This is a genomic window from Chryseobacterium sp. MYb264 (assembly GCF_035974275.1).
Lineage (GTDB): Bacteria > Bacteroidota > Bacteroidia > Flavobacteriales > Weeksellaceae > Chryseobacterium.
Map to the genome: position 1 here is coordinate 4,238,038 of NZ_CP142422.1, position 16,239 is coordinate 4,254,276.

14 protein-coding genes are annotated in these 16,239 nt (G+C 36.7%); 6 read left to right on the plus strand and 8 right to left on the minus strand.

Annotated features, from left to right (window positions below):
• A complete protein-coding gene (gene hutH, locus VUJ46_RS18475) occupies positions 1-1,488 on the minus strand; it encodes a histidine ammonia-lyase (protein WP_326982168.1) in 1,488 nt (495 codons plus the stop codon).
• Between the two features lie 130 nt (positions 1,489-1,618).
• Here hutH and VUJ46_RS18480 point away from each other — a divergent pair, with 130 nt between their 5' ends.
• Entirely contained in the window at positions 1,619-2,380 is a 762-nt protein-coding gene (locus VUJ46_RS18480; protein ID WP_326982169.1) for a hypothetical protein, read from the plus strand.
• An 80-nt stretch (positions 2,381-2,460) separates the two neighbouring features.
• Positions 2,461-4,251 carry an excinuclease ABC subunit UvrC gene (uvrC, locus tag VUJ46_RS18485; protein ID WP_326982170.1) on the plus strand — a complete coding sequence of 597 codons (1,791 nt, stop codon included), beginning with the start codon at positions 2,461-2,463 and terminating at the stop codon, positions 4,249-4,251.
• Positions 4,252-4,317: 66 nt separating this feature from the next.
• Here the strand turns inward: uvrC and VUJ46_RS18490 are convergent, their stop codons facing one another.
• Genes VUJ46_RS18490 through VUJ46_RS18500 form a run of 3 tightly spaced genes read right to left on the minus strand, consistent with a single transcriptional unit; the run spans position 4,318 to position 7,084 of the window.
• Entirely contained in the window at positions 4,318-5,085 is a 768-nt protein-coding gene (locus tag VUJ46_RS18490) for a hypothetical protein (protein WP_326982171.1), read from the minus strand.
• A gap of 25 nt (positions 5,086-5,110) precedes the next feature.
• Positions 5,111-6,193, minus strand: coding sequence for a PorV/PorQ family protein (locus VUJ46_RS18495; protein WP_326982172.1), 1,083 nt, complete (start codon positions 6,191-6,193; stop codon positions 5,111-5,113).
• A 12-nt stretch (positions 6,194-6,205) separates the two neighbouring features.
• Positions 6,206-7,084, minus strand: a complete 879-nt coding sequence (locus tag VUJ46_RS18500) for a DMT family transporter (protein WP_326982173.1) — start codon at positions 7,082-7,084, stop codon at positions 6,206-6,208.
• Positions 7,085-7,448: 364 nt separating this feature from the next.
• Here VUJ46_RS18500 and VUJ46_RS18505 point away from each other — a divergent pair, with 364 nt between their 5' ends.
• From VUJ46_RS18505 to VUJ46_RS18520, 4 genes are all read left to right on the plus strand, one after another.
• Positions 7,449-9,077, plus strand: a complete 1,629-nt coding sequence (locus VUJ46_RS18505; RefSeq protein ID WP_326982174.1) for an acyl-CoA carboxylase subunit beta — start codon at positions 7,449-7,451, stop codon at positions 9,075-9,077.
• A gap of 173 nt (positions 9,078-9,250) precedes the next feature.
• Positions 9,251-9,718, plus strand: a complete 468-nt coding sequence (locus VUJ46_RS18510; RefSeq protein ID WP_326982175.1) for a VanZ family protein — start codon at positions 9,251-9,253, stop codon at positions 9,716-9,718.
• A gap of 416 nt (positions 9,719-10,134) precedes the next feature.
• A complete protein-coding gene (locus VUJ46_RS18515; protein WP_326982176.1) occupies positions 10,135-12,276 on the plus strand; it encodes a S9 family peptidase in 2,142 nt (713 codons plus the stop codon).
• A 206-nt stretch (positions 12,277-12,482) separates the two neighbouring features.
• Entirely contained in the window at positions 12,483-13,508 is a 1,026-nt protein-coding gene (locus tag VUJ46_RS18520) for an LLM class flavin-dependent oxidoreductase (RefSeq protein ID WP_326982177.1), read from the plus strand.
• Between the two features lie 112 nt (positions 13,509-13,620).
• Here VUJ46_RS18520 and VUJ46_RS18525 read toward each other — a convergent pair whose 3' ends face one another.
• From VUJ46_RS18525 to VUJ46_RS18540, 4 genes are all read right to left on the minus strand, one after another.
• Positions 13,621-14,121 (minus strand): hypothetical protein, encoded by a 501-nt coding sequence (locus VUJ46_RS18525; RefSeq protein WP_326982178.1) that lies wholly within the window; start codon positions 14,119-14,121, stop codon positions 13,621-13,623.
• 307 nt (positions 14,122-14,428) lie between these two features.
• On the minus strand, positions 14,429-14,692 hold the full coding sequence (locus VUJ46_RS18530; protein ID WP_326982179.1) for a hypothetical protein: 264 nt from the start codon (positions 14,690-14,692) through the stop codon (positions 14,429-14,431).
• Between the two features lie 7 nt (positions 14,693-14,699).
• A complete protein-coding gene (locus VUJ46_RS18535) occupies positions 14,700-15,344 on the minus strand; it encodes a pirin family protein (protein ID WP_326982180.1) in 645 nt (214 codons plus the stop codon).
• 148 nt (positions 15,345-15,492) lie between these two features.
• Entirely contained in the window at positions 15,493-16,227 is a 735-nt protein-coding gene (locus VUJ46_RS18540; protein WP_326982181.1) for a dioxygenase family protein, read from the minus strand.
• Positions 16,228-16,239 lie beyond the last annotated feature (12 nt).

Here is a 16,239-nt window from a genome sequence, read left to right on the forward strand (position 1 = left end):
TTAATTGACAATAAACCTTCTTTCATTAATTAATTCAGCAATTGCCAGCATATCATCCCCAATGAGTCGGTCATCTTCAAGTTTAGCTACTTTTGAACGAAGAATAGTGAAGTTTTCTTCAATGATTTTTGAACATTTTGCAGGTCTTCTGAATTCTAATCCTTGTGCAGCAAACATTAATTCAACAGATAAAATATTGACTAGATTTCCAAGAACCTGATTGAATTTTCTACCGGAAATACTTCCCATCGACACATGATCTTCCTGACCTAAACTTGTAGGAATAGAATCCGCCGAAGCCGGGAAACACAGTGTTTTATTCTCTGTAACCAATGCCGCTGAAGTATATTGAGGAATCATAAATCCTGAATTTAATCCTGAGCTTTCCGTTAATAATCTTGGTAAACCATATTTGCCTTCCAGCAATAAATAACTTCTTCTGTCGGAAATATTTCCTAATTCCGCCACCGCCAATGTTGCATAATCCAAAGGCATCGCCATCAGCTGACCGTGGAAATTTCCTCCTGAGATCGATTCTTCAGCACTTAAAACGATTGGGTTATCCGTTACAGAATTCAATTCCGTTTCTGCCATCATTTTTAAATGTTCAAAGGCATTTCTGCTCGCACCGTGAACCTGTGGAACACATCTCATAGAATAAGGATCCTGAACTCTGTCACAATATTCGTGAGCCTTCATATTTTCAGAACCTTTCAGAAATTTCAGCATTCTGGCTGCCACTTTTTTGCTTCCTTCAAATGGTCTGATGTCGTGAAGTTCTTTTTTGAACGGACTTTCAGAACCTCTGTATGCCTCAATGCTCATCGCAGCCGTCATATCCGCCAAATCCAATAGATATTCGAATTTTTCTAACCCTTTAATGGCATGTGAAAGGATAAACTGAGTCCCGTTAATCAATCCCAGACCTTCCTTCGGACCTAAAGTCAGTGGTTCAAGATCGTTTTTTTCTAATACTTCCGCTGTATTGAAAATTTCGTTTCCAACCCAAACTTTTCCTAGTCCCAATAATGGCAAAACCAAGTGAGCCAGCGGAGCCAAATCTCCAGAAGCACCTACAGAACCCTGCTCCGGAACCACAGGAATAATATCTTTCTCCAGCATCAGGATCAATCTCTCGATGACCTCTAAAGAAACTCCTGAAAATCCTTTTGACAAAGCATGAACTTTAGCAATCATCATGATCTTTGAAAATTCTTTATCAATCGGTTTTCCTACACCAACAGCGTGAGAAATAATTAAGTTATATTGTAATTGTGCCGTTTCATCAGCAGAAATTTTAGTGTCACAAAGAGGTCCGAAACCTGTATTGATCCCATAAACACATCGGTCTGACTCTACAATTTTCTGAACATTTTGTTGAGATTTTAAGATCTGCTCTTTCGCCGCTTTATTGAGTTTAGCTTTATTTGGAGTTTTACAGATTTCCAGCACATCGTGGAAAGTGAAAACATCTATACCGTATATCATTCTCTAAAAATTTGTCTTAAAATTACACATTTACCCATAACTGGAAAAACTAAATTGGGACTAAAAATATTTTGTTTCACAACTGGTTTAATTTATTATTTTTACGCGCTTAAAACAATTTTAATAACTTATGAAATTCAAAGCTTTACTCCTTGCATTAGGTCTTGTAAGCATGAGTACTTTTGCCCAAAAGGTAAAATATTCTAAAGAAGACATCAAAAAAATGGAAATGTATCTTTTTAATGAAGGATTCAACACTCCATCTCCTAAAAAAACATCCACCGTTATTTTAAAAGACGGAACAACCGTGAAAGGTTTTTGCAGCAAAATTGACACTAAAAAAGGTCAGATTTTCGAAGTAGCCATCAAAGACAGTGTTACGAAAAAACCATCTGTTTTGGAGGCAGATAACATCAGCGAAATGTATTTATTTCCAAACGAAGCTGAAAAATTCATGAAAGTGACAAAATACATGGGCAACATCAGAAATTATCAGACAAAAAAATTGAAAAATACCACAACCAATGGCCGTATCCATTTTGTAAACCAAACAGTTTCTTTGAAAAATAAAAAAGATGATAAAGAATTTTTAATGCAGGTAATCAACCCTGAATTTGATGGTATTATCTCCGTTTATCACGATCCGAGAGCGAAAGAAACTGCCGGCTTTTCTGTGATGGGTTCTCCAAGTCTGGGAGGCGGTGTTATCAAATCTTATTACGTAAAAAAAGGTGACAAAGTACTATGGCTGCACAAAGATGATTTCGAAGATAATTATGATTTCCTTTTCGGAGATAATGCGGAATTCATGACAAAATATCCTAAAAACTCTGTAGAGTGGGATTATTTCAGTTTCCTGGTGTATAAGTATACCGAAATGAGCAACGTATAAAATTTAATTTTAACATACATTATAAAGCTGTGGTAATTCTGCAGCTTTTTTTGTGGCTCTAAATTGCTTAATTTTGTTATATGAATTCTTCGTTAGAACTACAGCTGAAAACTTTACCATCCGAACCAGGCGTTTATCGTTATTATGATAAAAACGAAAATCTGCTGTATGTGGGGAAGGCCAAAAATCTAAAAAAGAGGGTTCTTTCCTACTTCAATAAAAACCTTCCGGGATATCGTATCAAAATAATGGTAGGCAAAATCCAGCGATTGGAAACAACTATTGTTAACAGCGAATATGACGCGCTTTTACTGGAAAATAATCTGATTAAGGAGCATCAGCCATTTTATAATGTCATGTTGAAGGATGATAAAACCTATCCTTGGATCTGCATTAAAAATGAAGAGTTTCCACGAATATTTTTAACGAGAAATAAAATTAAAGATGGTTCGGAATATTTCGGGCCTTACGCTAAAGTACGTCCGGCAAAGATTCTGCTTGACACGATCAAACATATTTATAAACTCAGAACCTGTAACCTGAACCTTGCGCCCGCAAAAATTGAAGACGGAAAGTATAAAGTTTGTCTTGAATATCATATTAAAAACTGTGAAGGGCCTTGTGAAGGGCTTGAAAGCAAGGAAGATTATGATGAGAAAATTGATGCGATCCGTGGGATTATCAAAGGGGATTTCCGAAAAGCAAAGGAATATCTTACTGGGCAGATGATGAAATATGCGGGCAGTCTGAAGTTTGAAGAAGCTCAGATCATTAAGGAAAGACTTGATATTCTGGAAGATTACCAGACAAAAAATACGGTAGTTAACCCGAATATTGATGATGTGGATGTATTCGGAATGACGAGTGATGAAACCGCCGCTTATGTAAATTTCTTTAAAATCAGAAACGGAAATATCATCCAGAGTTTTACGACAGAGATCAAAAAAATTCTTGAGGAAAGCGATGAAGATATTATGGAAGAAGCATTGATTGAAATTCGTCAGAAATTCGCTTCAGATTCCAGAGAAGTTTTATTACCTTTCCATTTATCTCTGGAGATTCCGAACGTAAAACTGATTGTTCCGAAAGTGGGTGATAAAAAACGAATCGTTGAATTATCAGAAAAAAATGCAAAAGAATATCGTTTAGAAAAATTAAAGCAGGTTCAGATTCTGGATCCCGAAAGACATACCAACAGAATTATGGCAGAGATGCAAAAGCTGCTGAGAATGCCTGTGGAACCCAGACATATCGAAGGTTTTGATAACTCTAATATTCAGGGGACTAATCCTGTTTCGGCTTGTGTTGTCTTTAAAGACGGACGACCTAGCAAAGCCGATTACAGAATTTTTCATCCCAAGACTGTAGAGGGGCCGAATGACTTCGCCACGATGGAAGAGGTGATTTTTCGCCGTTATAAGAGATTATTGGATGAAGGGGATGACCTACCACAATTAATTTTGATTGACGGAGGGAAAGGGCAGCTTTCATCTGCCATAAAAAGTTTAAAACTATTAGGACTTTACGGAAAAATAACCATCGTAGGGATTGCCAAACGTCTGGAAGAGATTTTTTTCCCTGAAGATCCTATTCCTTTATATCTCGATAAAAAATCTGAGACCTTAAAAATCCTGCAAAGAGTAAGAGACGAAGCCCACCGTTTTGGAGTAAAACATCACAGAACAAGACGAAAAAACTCAACCATAAAATCGGAATTAGACGAAATTCCGGGGGTTGGTGAAAAGACGATTGAGCTACTTTTATCTAAATTAAAGTCGGTAAAAAGAATTAAGGAGGCAGATTTGGTGACTTTGGAAGAGATCTTGGGGAAAAGTAAGGCGAAAGTGATTTGGGAGTTTTTTAATTCTTAAATTCCATAAAAAAGAAAAATCGTCCTCAGATGAAGACGATTTTTATATTTTACCAATCGGATTTATTTATTTTCCACTGAAAACCTCTCTGGAAAAATCTCCGCTAGCCTGAGGGATTTCAATAACAATATTTCCATTTTCAATATATCCAAGAGTAGATTCTCCATTTGCTAATTTCACTCTGAAAACGTCTTTTTTAGCTGTAGCTTTAAAAGTAGCATAAGGAACAGAGCTGTTAGGATCAGCTAATATAAACTGATCATCTGCCAACTGAATTTTCTGAAGATTAACTTTACCATTCGTAAATTTAGTCGCTGAACTTGTTGTGAAGGTTGTCGTTGCAGGTTCCTTAGTTTGATTTTGCGTAGCAATCTCTTTTACAGGTTCTGCACGCTGAGTATTTTCTACAGCAGCCAGATTAACTGTGGGATTTGACGGACTCACGTTTACCATTGCTTTTTTAACTGCATCCTGGAAACCTTCTTCGAATTCCTTGATATCGGTTCTTGCTTTCGATTCAAGAATTACTTTATCATTACAGTCTTTAAACTCTAATATTACTTTATTCACCAGCCAGCTGCTATCATCTTTTACGTCGGCAAAGATAACATTACAGGTGTTTCCATTGATTTCCGCAGGCCATTGACCTTTACCGGCAGAAATCACTTCGTATTTTTTACCTTTTAAAGACTTGATAAAAAAATCTTTAACTCCGTAATCCCTCTTGAAACTTTCAAGTTTTTCCGGCACGGCAATATATTTATAATCAGAAACTTTTTGTCCGAAAGCAACTGTCAGACAAAAAGAAAATACTACAACTGAAATCTTTTTCATACTATATAATTTCAATATTTTAAAATTAATCATTTCTAAACTCTCCCATATCCAATTTCAAAGAAAAGAAATTAGAATAGAAATTAGATCCTCCAATTCCTGAATTGGTAAGCGCATAATCCAGCGTTAAACCTCTATATCTGATTCCGATACCCGCACTTGGCTGGAACGAAACTTTTCTTTTCAAATCTTCGATATCTGTAATATTCTGGAAGCGGTTGACCCCTAATCTTACAAAAATCATTTTTTGATAACCTAATTCTGCTCCTGCATAAGGCGTTATACTGGCAAAATCTGTAGAGACAAGGGCGGCTGTTTTGGCGAAATCAACATTCAGACCTGCCTCAGGTAAAATGTATACACTGCTGTTGACATTAAAGATTTTACTTGCCCCAATATTTAGTTTTGGCATCGTAAGTTCCATCTTATCTTTAGGAGCCGGGTTGAATTCTTCACCGTTTACGACCGTAGACAATTCTTTCTGATTGACAGTCCAAAAATTGACAGTGGTAGTTGCGTCTCTAAGCATACCTCCCAATTTCCAGCCATTGTCCATTTTATAAATGGCACCAATGTCAAATCCAAAACCATATCCGTTGGCAAATTTCCCCACATTTCTGTACACCAACTTTGCGTTTACCCCAACATCCAATCTTTGGTTTCCTCCGGGATTGAAGGCGTAAGAAAGTACTGCAGCATAATCAGACTGAGAGAATTTCGTGATCTTGTCATAGTCAATATTCCCTTCAGGATCGATCATCTGAGTTGTATTCAAAATATTGTCAACCCCAAGTCTCACCACTGAAACCCCAAAAACACCCGTTTCTAAAACTTTTGCATACGCCAGATAATCATATTTGGCAATGGATTCAAAATATTCTGCGTGCATGGCCGCTCCTTGCCAGTCTCTCTGAATCGACATAAGCCCTGCCGGATTCCACATGGGTGAATATACATCATCCTGATTGGATATTACAGCTCCCCCCATGGCAAGTCCTCTGGCTCCAGCTCCAATATTTAAAAATTCATTGGAATATTTTCTGATAATTTGAGCCTGAGATACCCCAAAAACAAGGGAGAAGGCAAGCAAAAGATATTTTTTCATCATAGATGTCGATGCTTAATTTAATTTTTTTGTTTTCTTAGCTTTTATAAATCCATTGACAATGATTGCCAGTATCATAACACCTGATGCCACGTAAAAAACAGGGCTCATATGTTCCGATTCCCCAAAGATAAAAAAAGCTAGTATAATTCCATAAACAGGTTCCAAATTAACTGTTAAAATTAGTGTAAAAGGCGAAATATATTTCATTAAATTAACCGATTCCAGCATCGGAAAAGCTGTGAAAATACTTGCCAATAAGCATATTAACGCAATATCCCTGTAACTTATTTCATTCATTTGAAATATTTGTCCTGAAAACAAATAAATTATCATCAAAATAAACCATCCGCAGAAAATTTCGTAAAAAATAATATTACCAGAGCTCGTCTTTCCAAACATTTTTCCGTTGAAAACAGAAAATATAGTTCCGAAAATAGCACATAAAACGCCATACATTATTCCTTCTTTGTATTGAAATTCAGTTTTAAATATTAATAAAATACAGGCAACAATAACCAGACCCATCAAAACCTCAGAAATGTCAACCTTTCGTTTAAAAATTATAGGCTCTAAAACTGAGGCAAATAAAGTAGATAATGACAGACAGCTTAAAGCAATCGAAACATTGGATACTTTAATTGAATAAAAAAAACAATACCAATGTAGCGCCATTGCAAAACCAATTGCCGCCAGCTGAAAGAAAATTTTCTTTGAAACTTTGATGCTTTCCTTTTTATAGATTCTGATAAAGGCAAAAAGAAAAACAGCCGCAAAGAGCATCCGGTAGAACACAAGAATTTGTGCATTAGCATGAATCAGCTTCCCTAAAATTGCAGTAAACCCCCACAAAAAAACAATCAAATGCAACCTGAACAGTGCTAATTTATGCATATCTTAACCTCTTTGAATTTCAACATGCAAATGTACAAATAGGTTTTACAAATTTTATAAAAAATTCAAAAATTACAGGGGAAATTTAATCTTAATTAAAAAAGAAAAACCCTGAAAATTTGTTCAACTTTCAGGGCCTTCAAATAATAAACTATTAAAAAAATAAACTAGGAACTAGAGCGTTTTGGGGATAATATACCCCTTACTACTCTGATGTAAAGTTAGAAAAAATATCAGTTATTTAAAAATATTTTTTTGTTAAAAATTTCATAAATTTCTGAAAACCAATAAATTAAACGCTTGTTTTATTTAGATATAAAATCTTGCGAAAAATAGTATCTTTAGACGGAAAAATTAAAATTGTATGGACATTGAATTCAATAAACGGGAAGATCAAAACAGACTGAAGCTTTCAGAAATTAACAGGCTGCTTTCAGAAATAAAAAAAGGCGGTGGAGAAAAAAGACTTCAGAAACTACGTGATGAGGGAAAAATGACAGCAAGAGAAAGAATTGAATATCTTCTTGATAAGAATTCTGATTCCATAGAAATAGGTGCTTTTGCGGGATATGGGATGTATGAAGAACATGGCGGGTGTCCCAGCGGAGGAGTCGTTGTGGTGATGGGATATGTTTCCGGAAGACAATGTTTGGTGGTAGCCAATGATGCTTCTGTAAAAGCGGGGGCCTGGTTTCCGATCACCGGAAAGAAAAATCTGAGAGCTCAGGAAATTGCGATGGAAAACAAATTACCCATCATCTACCTGGTTGATTCCGCAGGGGTTTACTTGCCAATGCAGGATGAGATTTTTCCTGATAAAGAGCATTTCGGAAGAATTTTCAGAAATAATGCCAAGATGAGTGCGATGGGAATTATCCAGATATCGGCGGTTATGGGGAGTTGTGTTGCAGGAGGAGCCTACCTTCCGATCATGAGTGATGAAGCCATGATTGTTGCCGGAACAGGGTCAATTTTTCTTGCCGGAAGCTATTTGGTAAAAGCCGCGATTGGAGAGACTATCGATAACGAAACTTTAGGGGGAGCTACCACGCATTGTTCTATTTCCGGTGTTACGGATTATAAGGCTAAAGATGATAAAGATGCTTTAAACAGGATTAAAAATATTATGAAATCTCTCGGTTCAACTGAAAATGCCGGGTTTGACAGGATTGAAAGTGTCCAGCCGAAAGAAAAGCCTGAAAATATCTTCGGAATTATACCCGTTTCGAGAGCAGAGCAATACGATACTTATGATATCATTAAATGTTTAGTCGATCATTCTGAATTCGAAGAATATAAAGCGGATTACGGAAAAAGTATTGTTTGCGCTACGGCAAGAATCGATGGTTGGTCTGTCGGAATTGTTGCTAACCAAAGAAAACTTGTGAAAAGCGGTAAGGGCGAAATGCAGTTTGGAGGAGTCATTTATTCCGATTCTGCGGATAAAGCGACACGATTTATTGCGAATTGTAACCAGAGAAAAATTCCTTTGGTTTTCCTACAGGATGTTACCGGATTTATGGTGGGTTCAAAATCTGAACACGGAGGAATTATCAAAGATGGTGCAAAAATGGTCAATGCCGTTTCTAATTCTATAGTTCCTAAATTTACCATTATCACAGGTAATTCTTATGGTGCAGGAAACTATGCCATGTGCGGAAAAGCATATGACCCGAGATTAATTGTCGCTTGGCCATGGGCAGACCTTGCCGTAATGGGGGGCGCACAGGCAGCGAAAGTATTGGCTCAGATTCAGGAATCAACATTAAAAAAACAGGGAAAAGATATTTCTGAAGAGGAAAGAAAAAATATTCTTGATTCCATTTCAAAAAAATATCAAAAACAGACGGAATCTACTTATGCAGCCGCTAGATTATGGACGGATGCCATTATTAACCCGGTGGACACCCGAAAATGGATTTCTATGGGAATTGAAGCCGCCAACCATGCACCAATTACTGAAAAATTCAATCTTGGGGTCATCCAGGTCTGAAACCAAATACAATCTGCCTTGCTCCTTAGCAAGGCTTTTTTTTGTTAAAAAATATTAAATAAGGCTAAAGTTTCTAAACAACCTATGATAAAGGTAAGATTTTTGATGTTATTGTAAACTTAAAACTAATAAGCACTACAAAAATTTTTTATTACTAATCCAAAAGGAAACCTATGAAAAAACATTTTGCAGTTCTCATTTCTGTATATGCCATTTTTTTATTGTATATGATGTTCTTTGGTTCAGGCCGCGAAGCATCAGACTGCTTTTACCTGCAGCTAAAACCGTTTAATACCATTCACATGTTTTTTACGGATCGTCATGTCGGGGAAAAAGATTTTATAATTAACATTATTGGAAATGTATTTGTCTTCAGTCCTTTTGGCTGGCTGGGGCTTTGCATCAGAAAATTTAACAAGTTCTTTCCTATCACCTTATTCTTTATTATTACAATTACATTGATTGAGCTCACACAATCGTATACAGGTCGTGGAGTAGCTGATGTAGATGATGTATTCTTAAATACACTCGGAATGGTTATCGGTTTCATTTTGTTTAAATATGCGACATGGAAAAATCTGGCTAATATCAGATTTCATTTTGAATTATATGATAAAACATATAAAGTTCAGACTTCTTAAATTCTTAAAGAGGAAGAGGGATCAGGTACAAAAGTTGGGGATTAGGCCAAAAAGTTTAGATAATGTAAGATGAAATTTTTTGCTCTCGCAGATTCTTTTCCTTACACTTTACATAGTGAACACGAAGCTCCACCGAGTTTTTTTGACAAATAACCATTTCAGGTCTCACCATGCCATTCTACTTATCATAGAATACGAAGATTAAGCAAAAATAGATCAGCATCAGCATCTGTAAAAACCCGTGTATCTGTGGGAAATAAAATATACGTGAATTCGTGGCAAAAAATACATGTAAACAATTTCTCCCCAAGTTTTAGACTTACCCCAAAATAATTGCGATAAACACCAAACATCGTCTTAACACTTCTTAACGAACCATTTTTATTTCTTACTTTTGGTGGATTCAATTTTATGCAATGAAATTATATAAGTTATCTTTATTGATGCTGGTTTTGGGCGGTTCAGCAATGGCTCAGACCCAGAAATTCACAATGGCGGAGGCAGTTAATGGCTTGAGAACGAACTTAGCTGTTAAAAATATTTCACAATTTTCATGGTCGAATGATGGGAAATCATACATTCAGGCAGTGAAAGGCGGATATTTAATTACAGATTTAAAAAATAACAAACAGGATACGTTGGTATCTTTAACGCAGTTGAACAAAAATCTGGGACAAAATAAGCTCAAGGCAGTTCCACAAATCAAGTTCATCAGTAATTCCAACGGATATTACAATGCAGATGATAAAATGGTCTGGGTTGAAAAATCGGGAAGCGACTGGAAAGTGAAAAATTCTGTGGCTGTGGATAAAGAGGCTTCGAATATGAAGATCTTTGGAGATAACCAGACTTTTGCATTTACGGTAAAGAATAATTTATTTGTTAATAAAAACGGAAAAACGATCGCTGTAACAAATGATTCTAATGAAAATATTCTAAACGGAGCAGCAAATGTTCACAGAAACGAATTCGGAATCGATACAGGAATTTTCCCTGCACCCAATTCCGAAAGTGTAGCGTTCTACAGAATGGATCAGACGATGGTGGCAGATTATCCGATCATCGATTGGTCGGTAACACCGGCAGTGAACCACAACATTAAATATCCGATGGCAGGGCAGACTTCTCATCAGGTGACGTTGGGGGTGTTCAATATTAAAACACAGCAAACGACTTTCCTGAATGTGGAAGGTGAAAAAGATCAGTATTTAACAGCGGTTACATGGAGTCCGGATTCAAAATATATTTTCATCGCGGTGCTGAACAGAGGTCAGAATCACATGAAAATGAATCAGTATGACGTAACAACCGGGAATTTAGTTAAAACATTATTCGAGGAAACGAGCGATAAATATGTCGAGCCACAACATCCGTTGACATTCTTCCCGAATTCGAATACAGATTTCATCTGGCAGAGTCAGAGAACGGGCTACAATCATTTATTCCATTATAATTTAGAAAAAGGATTGGTTGCTCAGATCACGAAAGGAGATTGGTTGGTGACTGATATTTTAGGTTTTAATGATAAGAAAAAGGAAATTTATTTCGCATCTACGAAAGAAACGCCTTTGGAAAAACATTTATACAGAATCAACTGGACTAACTTTAAAATGCAGCGTCTTGACAATGCAGAAGGCGTACACACAGGAGTTTTAAGCAGTGACGGAAATTATCTGTATGATTCTTACAGCAATGCCAATATCCCAAGAAGTGTGAATGTTATTAATACGAATACATTAAAATCAAATAATATTTTAACTTCTGAAAATACGTTAAAAAATTATCAGCGTCCGGAAATCAAAAATATTGAATTAAAAGCAGACGACGGAACGCCATTGTACGGAAAGATCATTCTTCCAACGAATTTCGACCCGAACAAAAAATATCCGACCATCGTTTATTTATACAACGGCCCTCACTTGCAGTTGATAACCAATACCTTTCCGGCTTCAGGAAATCTTTGGTATGAATATATGGCTCAGAACGGATATATCATTTTCACAATGGATGGTAGAGGTTCTTCCAACCGTGGCTTGAAATTCGAGCAGGCGGTTTTCAGAAACTTAGGAACAACGGAAATGAACGACCAGATGAAAGGGGTAGATTATCTGAAATCTCTTCCTTACGTAGATGCTCAGAAACTGGGAATCCACGGTTGGAGTTTTGGTGGATTTATGACGACAAGTTTTATGCTTCGTAAGCCGGATGTTTTCAAAGTCGGAGTTGCAGGAGGCCCCGTAATCGACTGGAGCATGTACGAAATTATGTATGGTGAAAGATATATGGACACACCACAGGAAAATCCACAAGGCTACGCAACGGCAAATCTTTTGGATAAAGTTCAGAATCTGAAAGGTAAATTATTAATGATTCACGGAGCGCAGGATGATGTTGTGGTTTGGCAACATTCCGTAAAATTCATCAAATCTGCTGTCGATAACGGAGTTCAGCTGGATTACTTCGTTTATCCGGGACATCCGCACAATGTGATCGGGAAGGACCGAGTGCATTTAATGCAGAAGATCACTGATTATTTTGATCAAAATTTAAAGAAATAAACAACAAATCCAGTCACATCGACTGGATTTTTTTTTGGGAAAGGAAGCTGACGATCGAAGGCGGAGGTTTGATCAGTCTTTAAAAAACGAACTGTGTTAACTTCCAGCTTCCAGCCTCCATCTTCCCTTCTCAAAATCCATTCTTATCAAAGATCAATGTTTCTGAGTTTTCATTACCCTAATTTTGCTTATCTAAAATCAACAATATGGAATTAGGAATAGGAATGTTTGGTGACTTATCGGTTGACCAAACTACCGGAAAATATAGAGACGCAGGCGTGAAAATCCGTGAAATTCTGGATCAGGTAAAATTCATGGATGAGGTGGGAATTGATGTTTTTGCGATGGGTGAGCATCACCGTCCGGATTATGCAGTTTCATCACCTGAAATTGTTTTGGCTGCTGCGGCAAGCATCACTAAGAATATAAAATTGGCAAGTGGAGTAACAGTTTTAAGTTCTTCCGAGCCGGTAAAAGTATATGAAGATTTTTCAACATTGGATTTAATTTCCGACGGTCGTGCTGAGATTTTCGTAGGACGTGGAAGTTTCATTGAATCTTTCCCATTATATGGATATTCTCTGAACGATTACGAACAACTTTTCGATGAAAAATTAGAATTATTGCTAAAAATAAATTCTGAGGAAAACGTAACGTGGTCGGGAAAACTTCGTGCGCCGATGCAGAATCAAACCGTTTATCCGAGAGCAAAAAATGACGGGAAACTTTCGATCTGGAGAGCAGTTGGCGGAACTCCGCAATCGGTTTTGAGTGCGGCTCAGTTGGGAATGCCTTTGGTGGTAGCCATTATCGGAGGAATGCCGATTCAGTTTAAAAATTTAATTGAATTCTATAAACAGGAATATATAAAAGCAGGTCATGATGAATCGAAAATGCAGATTGCGGTTCATTCGCATACTTTTGTAAGTGATGAGCAGAATGTGGTAGACGGATATTTCCATAATTATAAATCTCAGATGGACAGAATTGGTTCTTCCAGAGGTTGGGCGCCTTATACAAAAGCACAGTATGACGGGGGAAGAAGTAAAGACGGAGCTTTGTTCATCGGAAGTCCTGCAGAAGTTGCTGATAAAATTGCTTATATGAAAGAGATCTTCGGAATTACAAGGTTTATCGGACATATGGATGTGGGGGATCCTACGCATGAAGTGATGATGAAATCTATTGAATTGTTCGGAACAGAAGTAAAGCCAACAATCAAAAACCTTTAAAAAAAATAAATATCCGCTGAGCTTTCAGCGGATATTTGCTTTAAAAAATCTATGGTAATCATCCGCCTGGCGGAAAAAATTAATACTTAAAAACGGGTTAAATCCCATTTCGTTAAATACTCTCATAATACGCAATCGCAACCTGAGGATGAAAGGCAAACATGAAGGTTTCCAGCCCATTTTCCGGATCGATATTCTTGCTGAGAAGGTATTTACTGTCTATAATATCAATCAATGCTAATTCCGGAGTATAAAATGTAATTCCAATCTTATGTTTTGACGGATCTTCTGTATTTGAACTGATAAGATCCAGCTTAAAACTTTCAATCGGAAAAAAGGTATTTCCCAATACATCAGGAAGGCTTTTTATCTCGCCGTTCAGTTGTGAAATATAATTCGTGACCGAAGTGCTCAGTAAAAAAGGAATTCTTTCGGCATGCTGATTTTTTGCCAGCAATTCCCAATAATTTTTCGCACGATTTTCTTTGTCATCAAAGACTTGATGCTGAATTTTATATTCAAAATAGGTATCTTCAAAAATATATTTATCCCAAGTCAAAGTAGAATTCTGATCGATAACAATTCGGAATGCCAGTTTTATTTTTGCTTTCATCTTTTTAGATTTTAAGTTTGTTTAAACTCATTTTAAATGTAACCGCAAAAGAAACAAATGACTTTATGGGATTTATTTAAAGTGTTTCAAAAGTTTGAAGAGAAAAAATCAAAAAAATTTTTAACTTATGTGCTCTTTTTTTTATTTAAATACTAAGCTTAAATAATTAAAGTGTTAAAATCTTTTGCATCTTTTGTGGTAAAAAAAGTTTAAACAAGTTTTTTAAATAAAATCAGGACAGTTTTCCACGTCTGCCCTGATTTCAAAACAAATTGATTATGAAAAAAAATAATTAATACTAAGTCTATTAATTGATCTGTAGTATTCGGTTTTCAGTGGATGTTCCGGATGAATTTTCAATTATGATCTTCACCTGATAAACTCCCTGCTTTAAATGATTTCCGCTAAATCTGATTTCCTGTCTTCCTTCTGAAAGTTCCTGTTGGTTAAGAATTGTCCGGATTTTTGTTCCGTTTTCTGCATAAAAAGTTATGGTTACACTTGATTTTTCATCTAAATGAATGAAAAAAGAAGTTTCACTTCGAAACAGATTGGGAGCATTTCTTTTCACGGTGTTTTCAGACTTCAAAAAACAAAATCAACGCGTTTTCGCTCAATGCTTCAAATTCCAGCATTTCCACTTCAGAAAGAAGAATCGCATCTCTGGTTTCCATCAATCGGTTTTGGAATTCAAAAGCACCGTTGATGACCATTCCGAAAATCGATTTTCTCTTTTTGTATAAATTATATTCCTGCTCTTTTCTTCCGTCATACAGACCGATGAAGTTGGGGAATTTTAAATTTTCAGAGATCTGAATCAATATATTTTTTTCACTGAGGTTTAAACTTTCAACTGAAAAAAAGGTCTCAGAGGCTTTATGCTTGAATTCCAGTAGTAGAATATCTGCTTTTTCATTCGGAAGATTGTTCTGAATTTTTAAAGTATCAGTTTCAATCGACTGCAAGGTGAAAACCTGTTCCGAAGAAATGGGCTTTTCAAAATCATTAATTAAAATTTCACCATACAGAACAATGATCAAAATACAGCTCTTTTCCTGATAGTGATAGTCGGAAGCTCCGTTTTCATCCACTATGATTTCGACAGCTCTTTTCAGCTTTACATTTTTCTCCTCCGAAAAAATAGTATTCACCAATGATGAATTTTCCTTTTTCCAAACCGAAAAATCGGATTTAAATATTTTTGACGGACTTTGGACTAACATAACTTTTCAGATGTAAGGGTTCCCATAAGGCACAGATATTCCTTCTGCTTTTGATTTTTAACACTTCACATATATAGTTTCTGTCAACATGTATCTGTGCCGTATATGGAAACAAGTAATAACTAATATTAAACAACCTCTCTAAAATTTAAGCCGAAACTTTTATGGTATGGGTCAGAGAAAAACCTCCGCTGACGCTTCCCGAAATACTGGACATTTCGTTGGAGGTTCCATCACTGAACACGTTATCATTCGCATTATAAGTATAGCCGCTCATTCCTTTGTAGCCTGTACTGGCACCTACCAGCACCACCGCACTGTCACTTCCTTCAGGAAAAGCAATCTGGGTTACCAAAAGTGATTGCCCCGAAGAGCTGTAGACATGAACATGAATATGCGTAGCTCTACCATTATACCAACCCGGAAAAATAGAGGTAAAAGCTACCTGACCGTTGGCATTCGTTGTCTGTCTTCCTCTCAGGAAATGCACCGTTGTATAGTTCGCCGACTGCATTCCCGTTCCGCCGTACTCAGAATAATTTCCGTCTTTATCGCAATGCCAGATATCTACCAGCGCGCCCTGTAAACTGGCACAGCTTGCATTGACATTCTGAATCGTAAGTGTAATCGTTAAAGGAACTCCCGTTCTGTCACTCACAATATCAGACTGAACGAGGCTTGAAGGAGATTTCGTAGGAAACGGACCTTCGGTTTCAGAATTCGTTACAGAACATCCTGTAGACGATGAGCCTGAAGAACTGCCGGATGTTGAGTCCAAAACGTCGTCATCACTTCCGCAATGGATTAAAAGAGGAGCAGCAACAGCAGTTATGCCTGCTAACCCAAGACTTTTTAAAAATCCTTTTCTTGTTACTGTTTTCATAATACGGGGTTT

Excerpts from the sequence above, each read along its gene's own strand:
- hutH (WP_326982168.1), bottom strand. The coding sequence starts at position 1,488 with ATGATATACGGTATAGATGTTTTCACTTTCCACGATGTGCTGGAAATC.
- VUJ46_RS18480 (WP_326982169.1), top strand. The coding sequence starts at position 1,619 with ATGAAATTCAAAGCTTTACTCCTTGCATTAGGTCTTGTAAGCATGAGT.
- uvrC (WP_326982170.1), top strand. The coding sequence starts at position 2,461 with ATGAATTCTTCGTTAGAACTACAGCTGAAAACTTTACCATCCGAACCA.
- VUJ46_RS18490 (WP_326982171.1), bottom strand. The coding sequence starts at position 5,085 with ATGAAAAAGATTTCAGTTGTAGTATTTTCTTTTTGTCTGACAGTTGCT.
- VUJ46_RS18495 (WP_326982172.1), bottom strand. The coding sequence starts at position 6,193 with ATGATGAAAAAATATCTTTTGCTTGCCTTCTCCCTTGTTTTTGGGGTA.
- VUJ46_RS18500 (WP_326982173.1), bottom strand. The coding sequence starts at position 7,084 with ATGCATAAATTAGCACTGTTCAGGTTGCATTTGATTGTTTTTTTGTGG.
- VUJ46_RS18505 (WP_326982174.1), top strand. The coding sequence starts at position 7,449 with ATGGACATTGAATTCAATAAACGGGAAGATCAAAACAGACTGAAGCTT.
- VUJ46_RS18510 (WP_326982175.1), top strand. The coding sequence starts at position 9,251 with ATGAAAAAACATTTTGCAGTTCTCATTTCTGTATATGCCATTTTTTTA.
- VUJ46_RS18515 (WP_326982176.1), top strand. The coding sequence starts at position 10,135 with ATGAAATTATATAAGTTATCTTTATTGATGCTGGTTTTGGGCGGTTCA.
- VUJ46_RS18520 (WP_326982177.1), top strand. The coding sequence starts at position 12,483 with ATGGAATTAGGAATAGGAATGTTTGGTGACTTATCGGTTGACCAAACT.
- VUJ46_RS18525 (WP_326982178.1), bottom strand. The coding sequence starts at position 14,121 with ATGAAAGCAAAAATAAAACTGGCATTCCGAATTGTTATCGATCAGAAT.
- VUJ46_RS18535 (WP_326982180.1), bottom strand. The coding sequence starts at position 15,344 with ATGTTAGTCCAAAGTCCGTCAAAAATATTTAAATCCGATTTTTCGGTT.
- VUJ46_RS18540 (WP_326982181.1), bottom strand. The coding sequence starts at position 16,227 with ATGAAAACAGTAACAAGAAAAGGATTTTTAAAAAGTCTTGGGTTAGCA.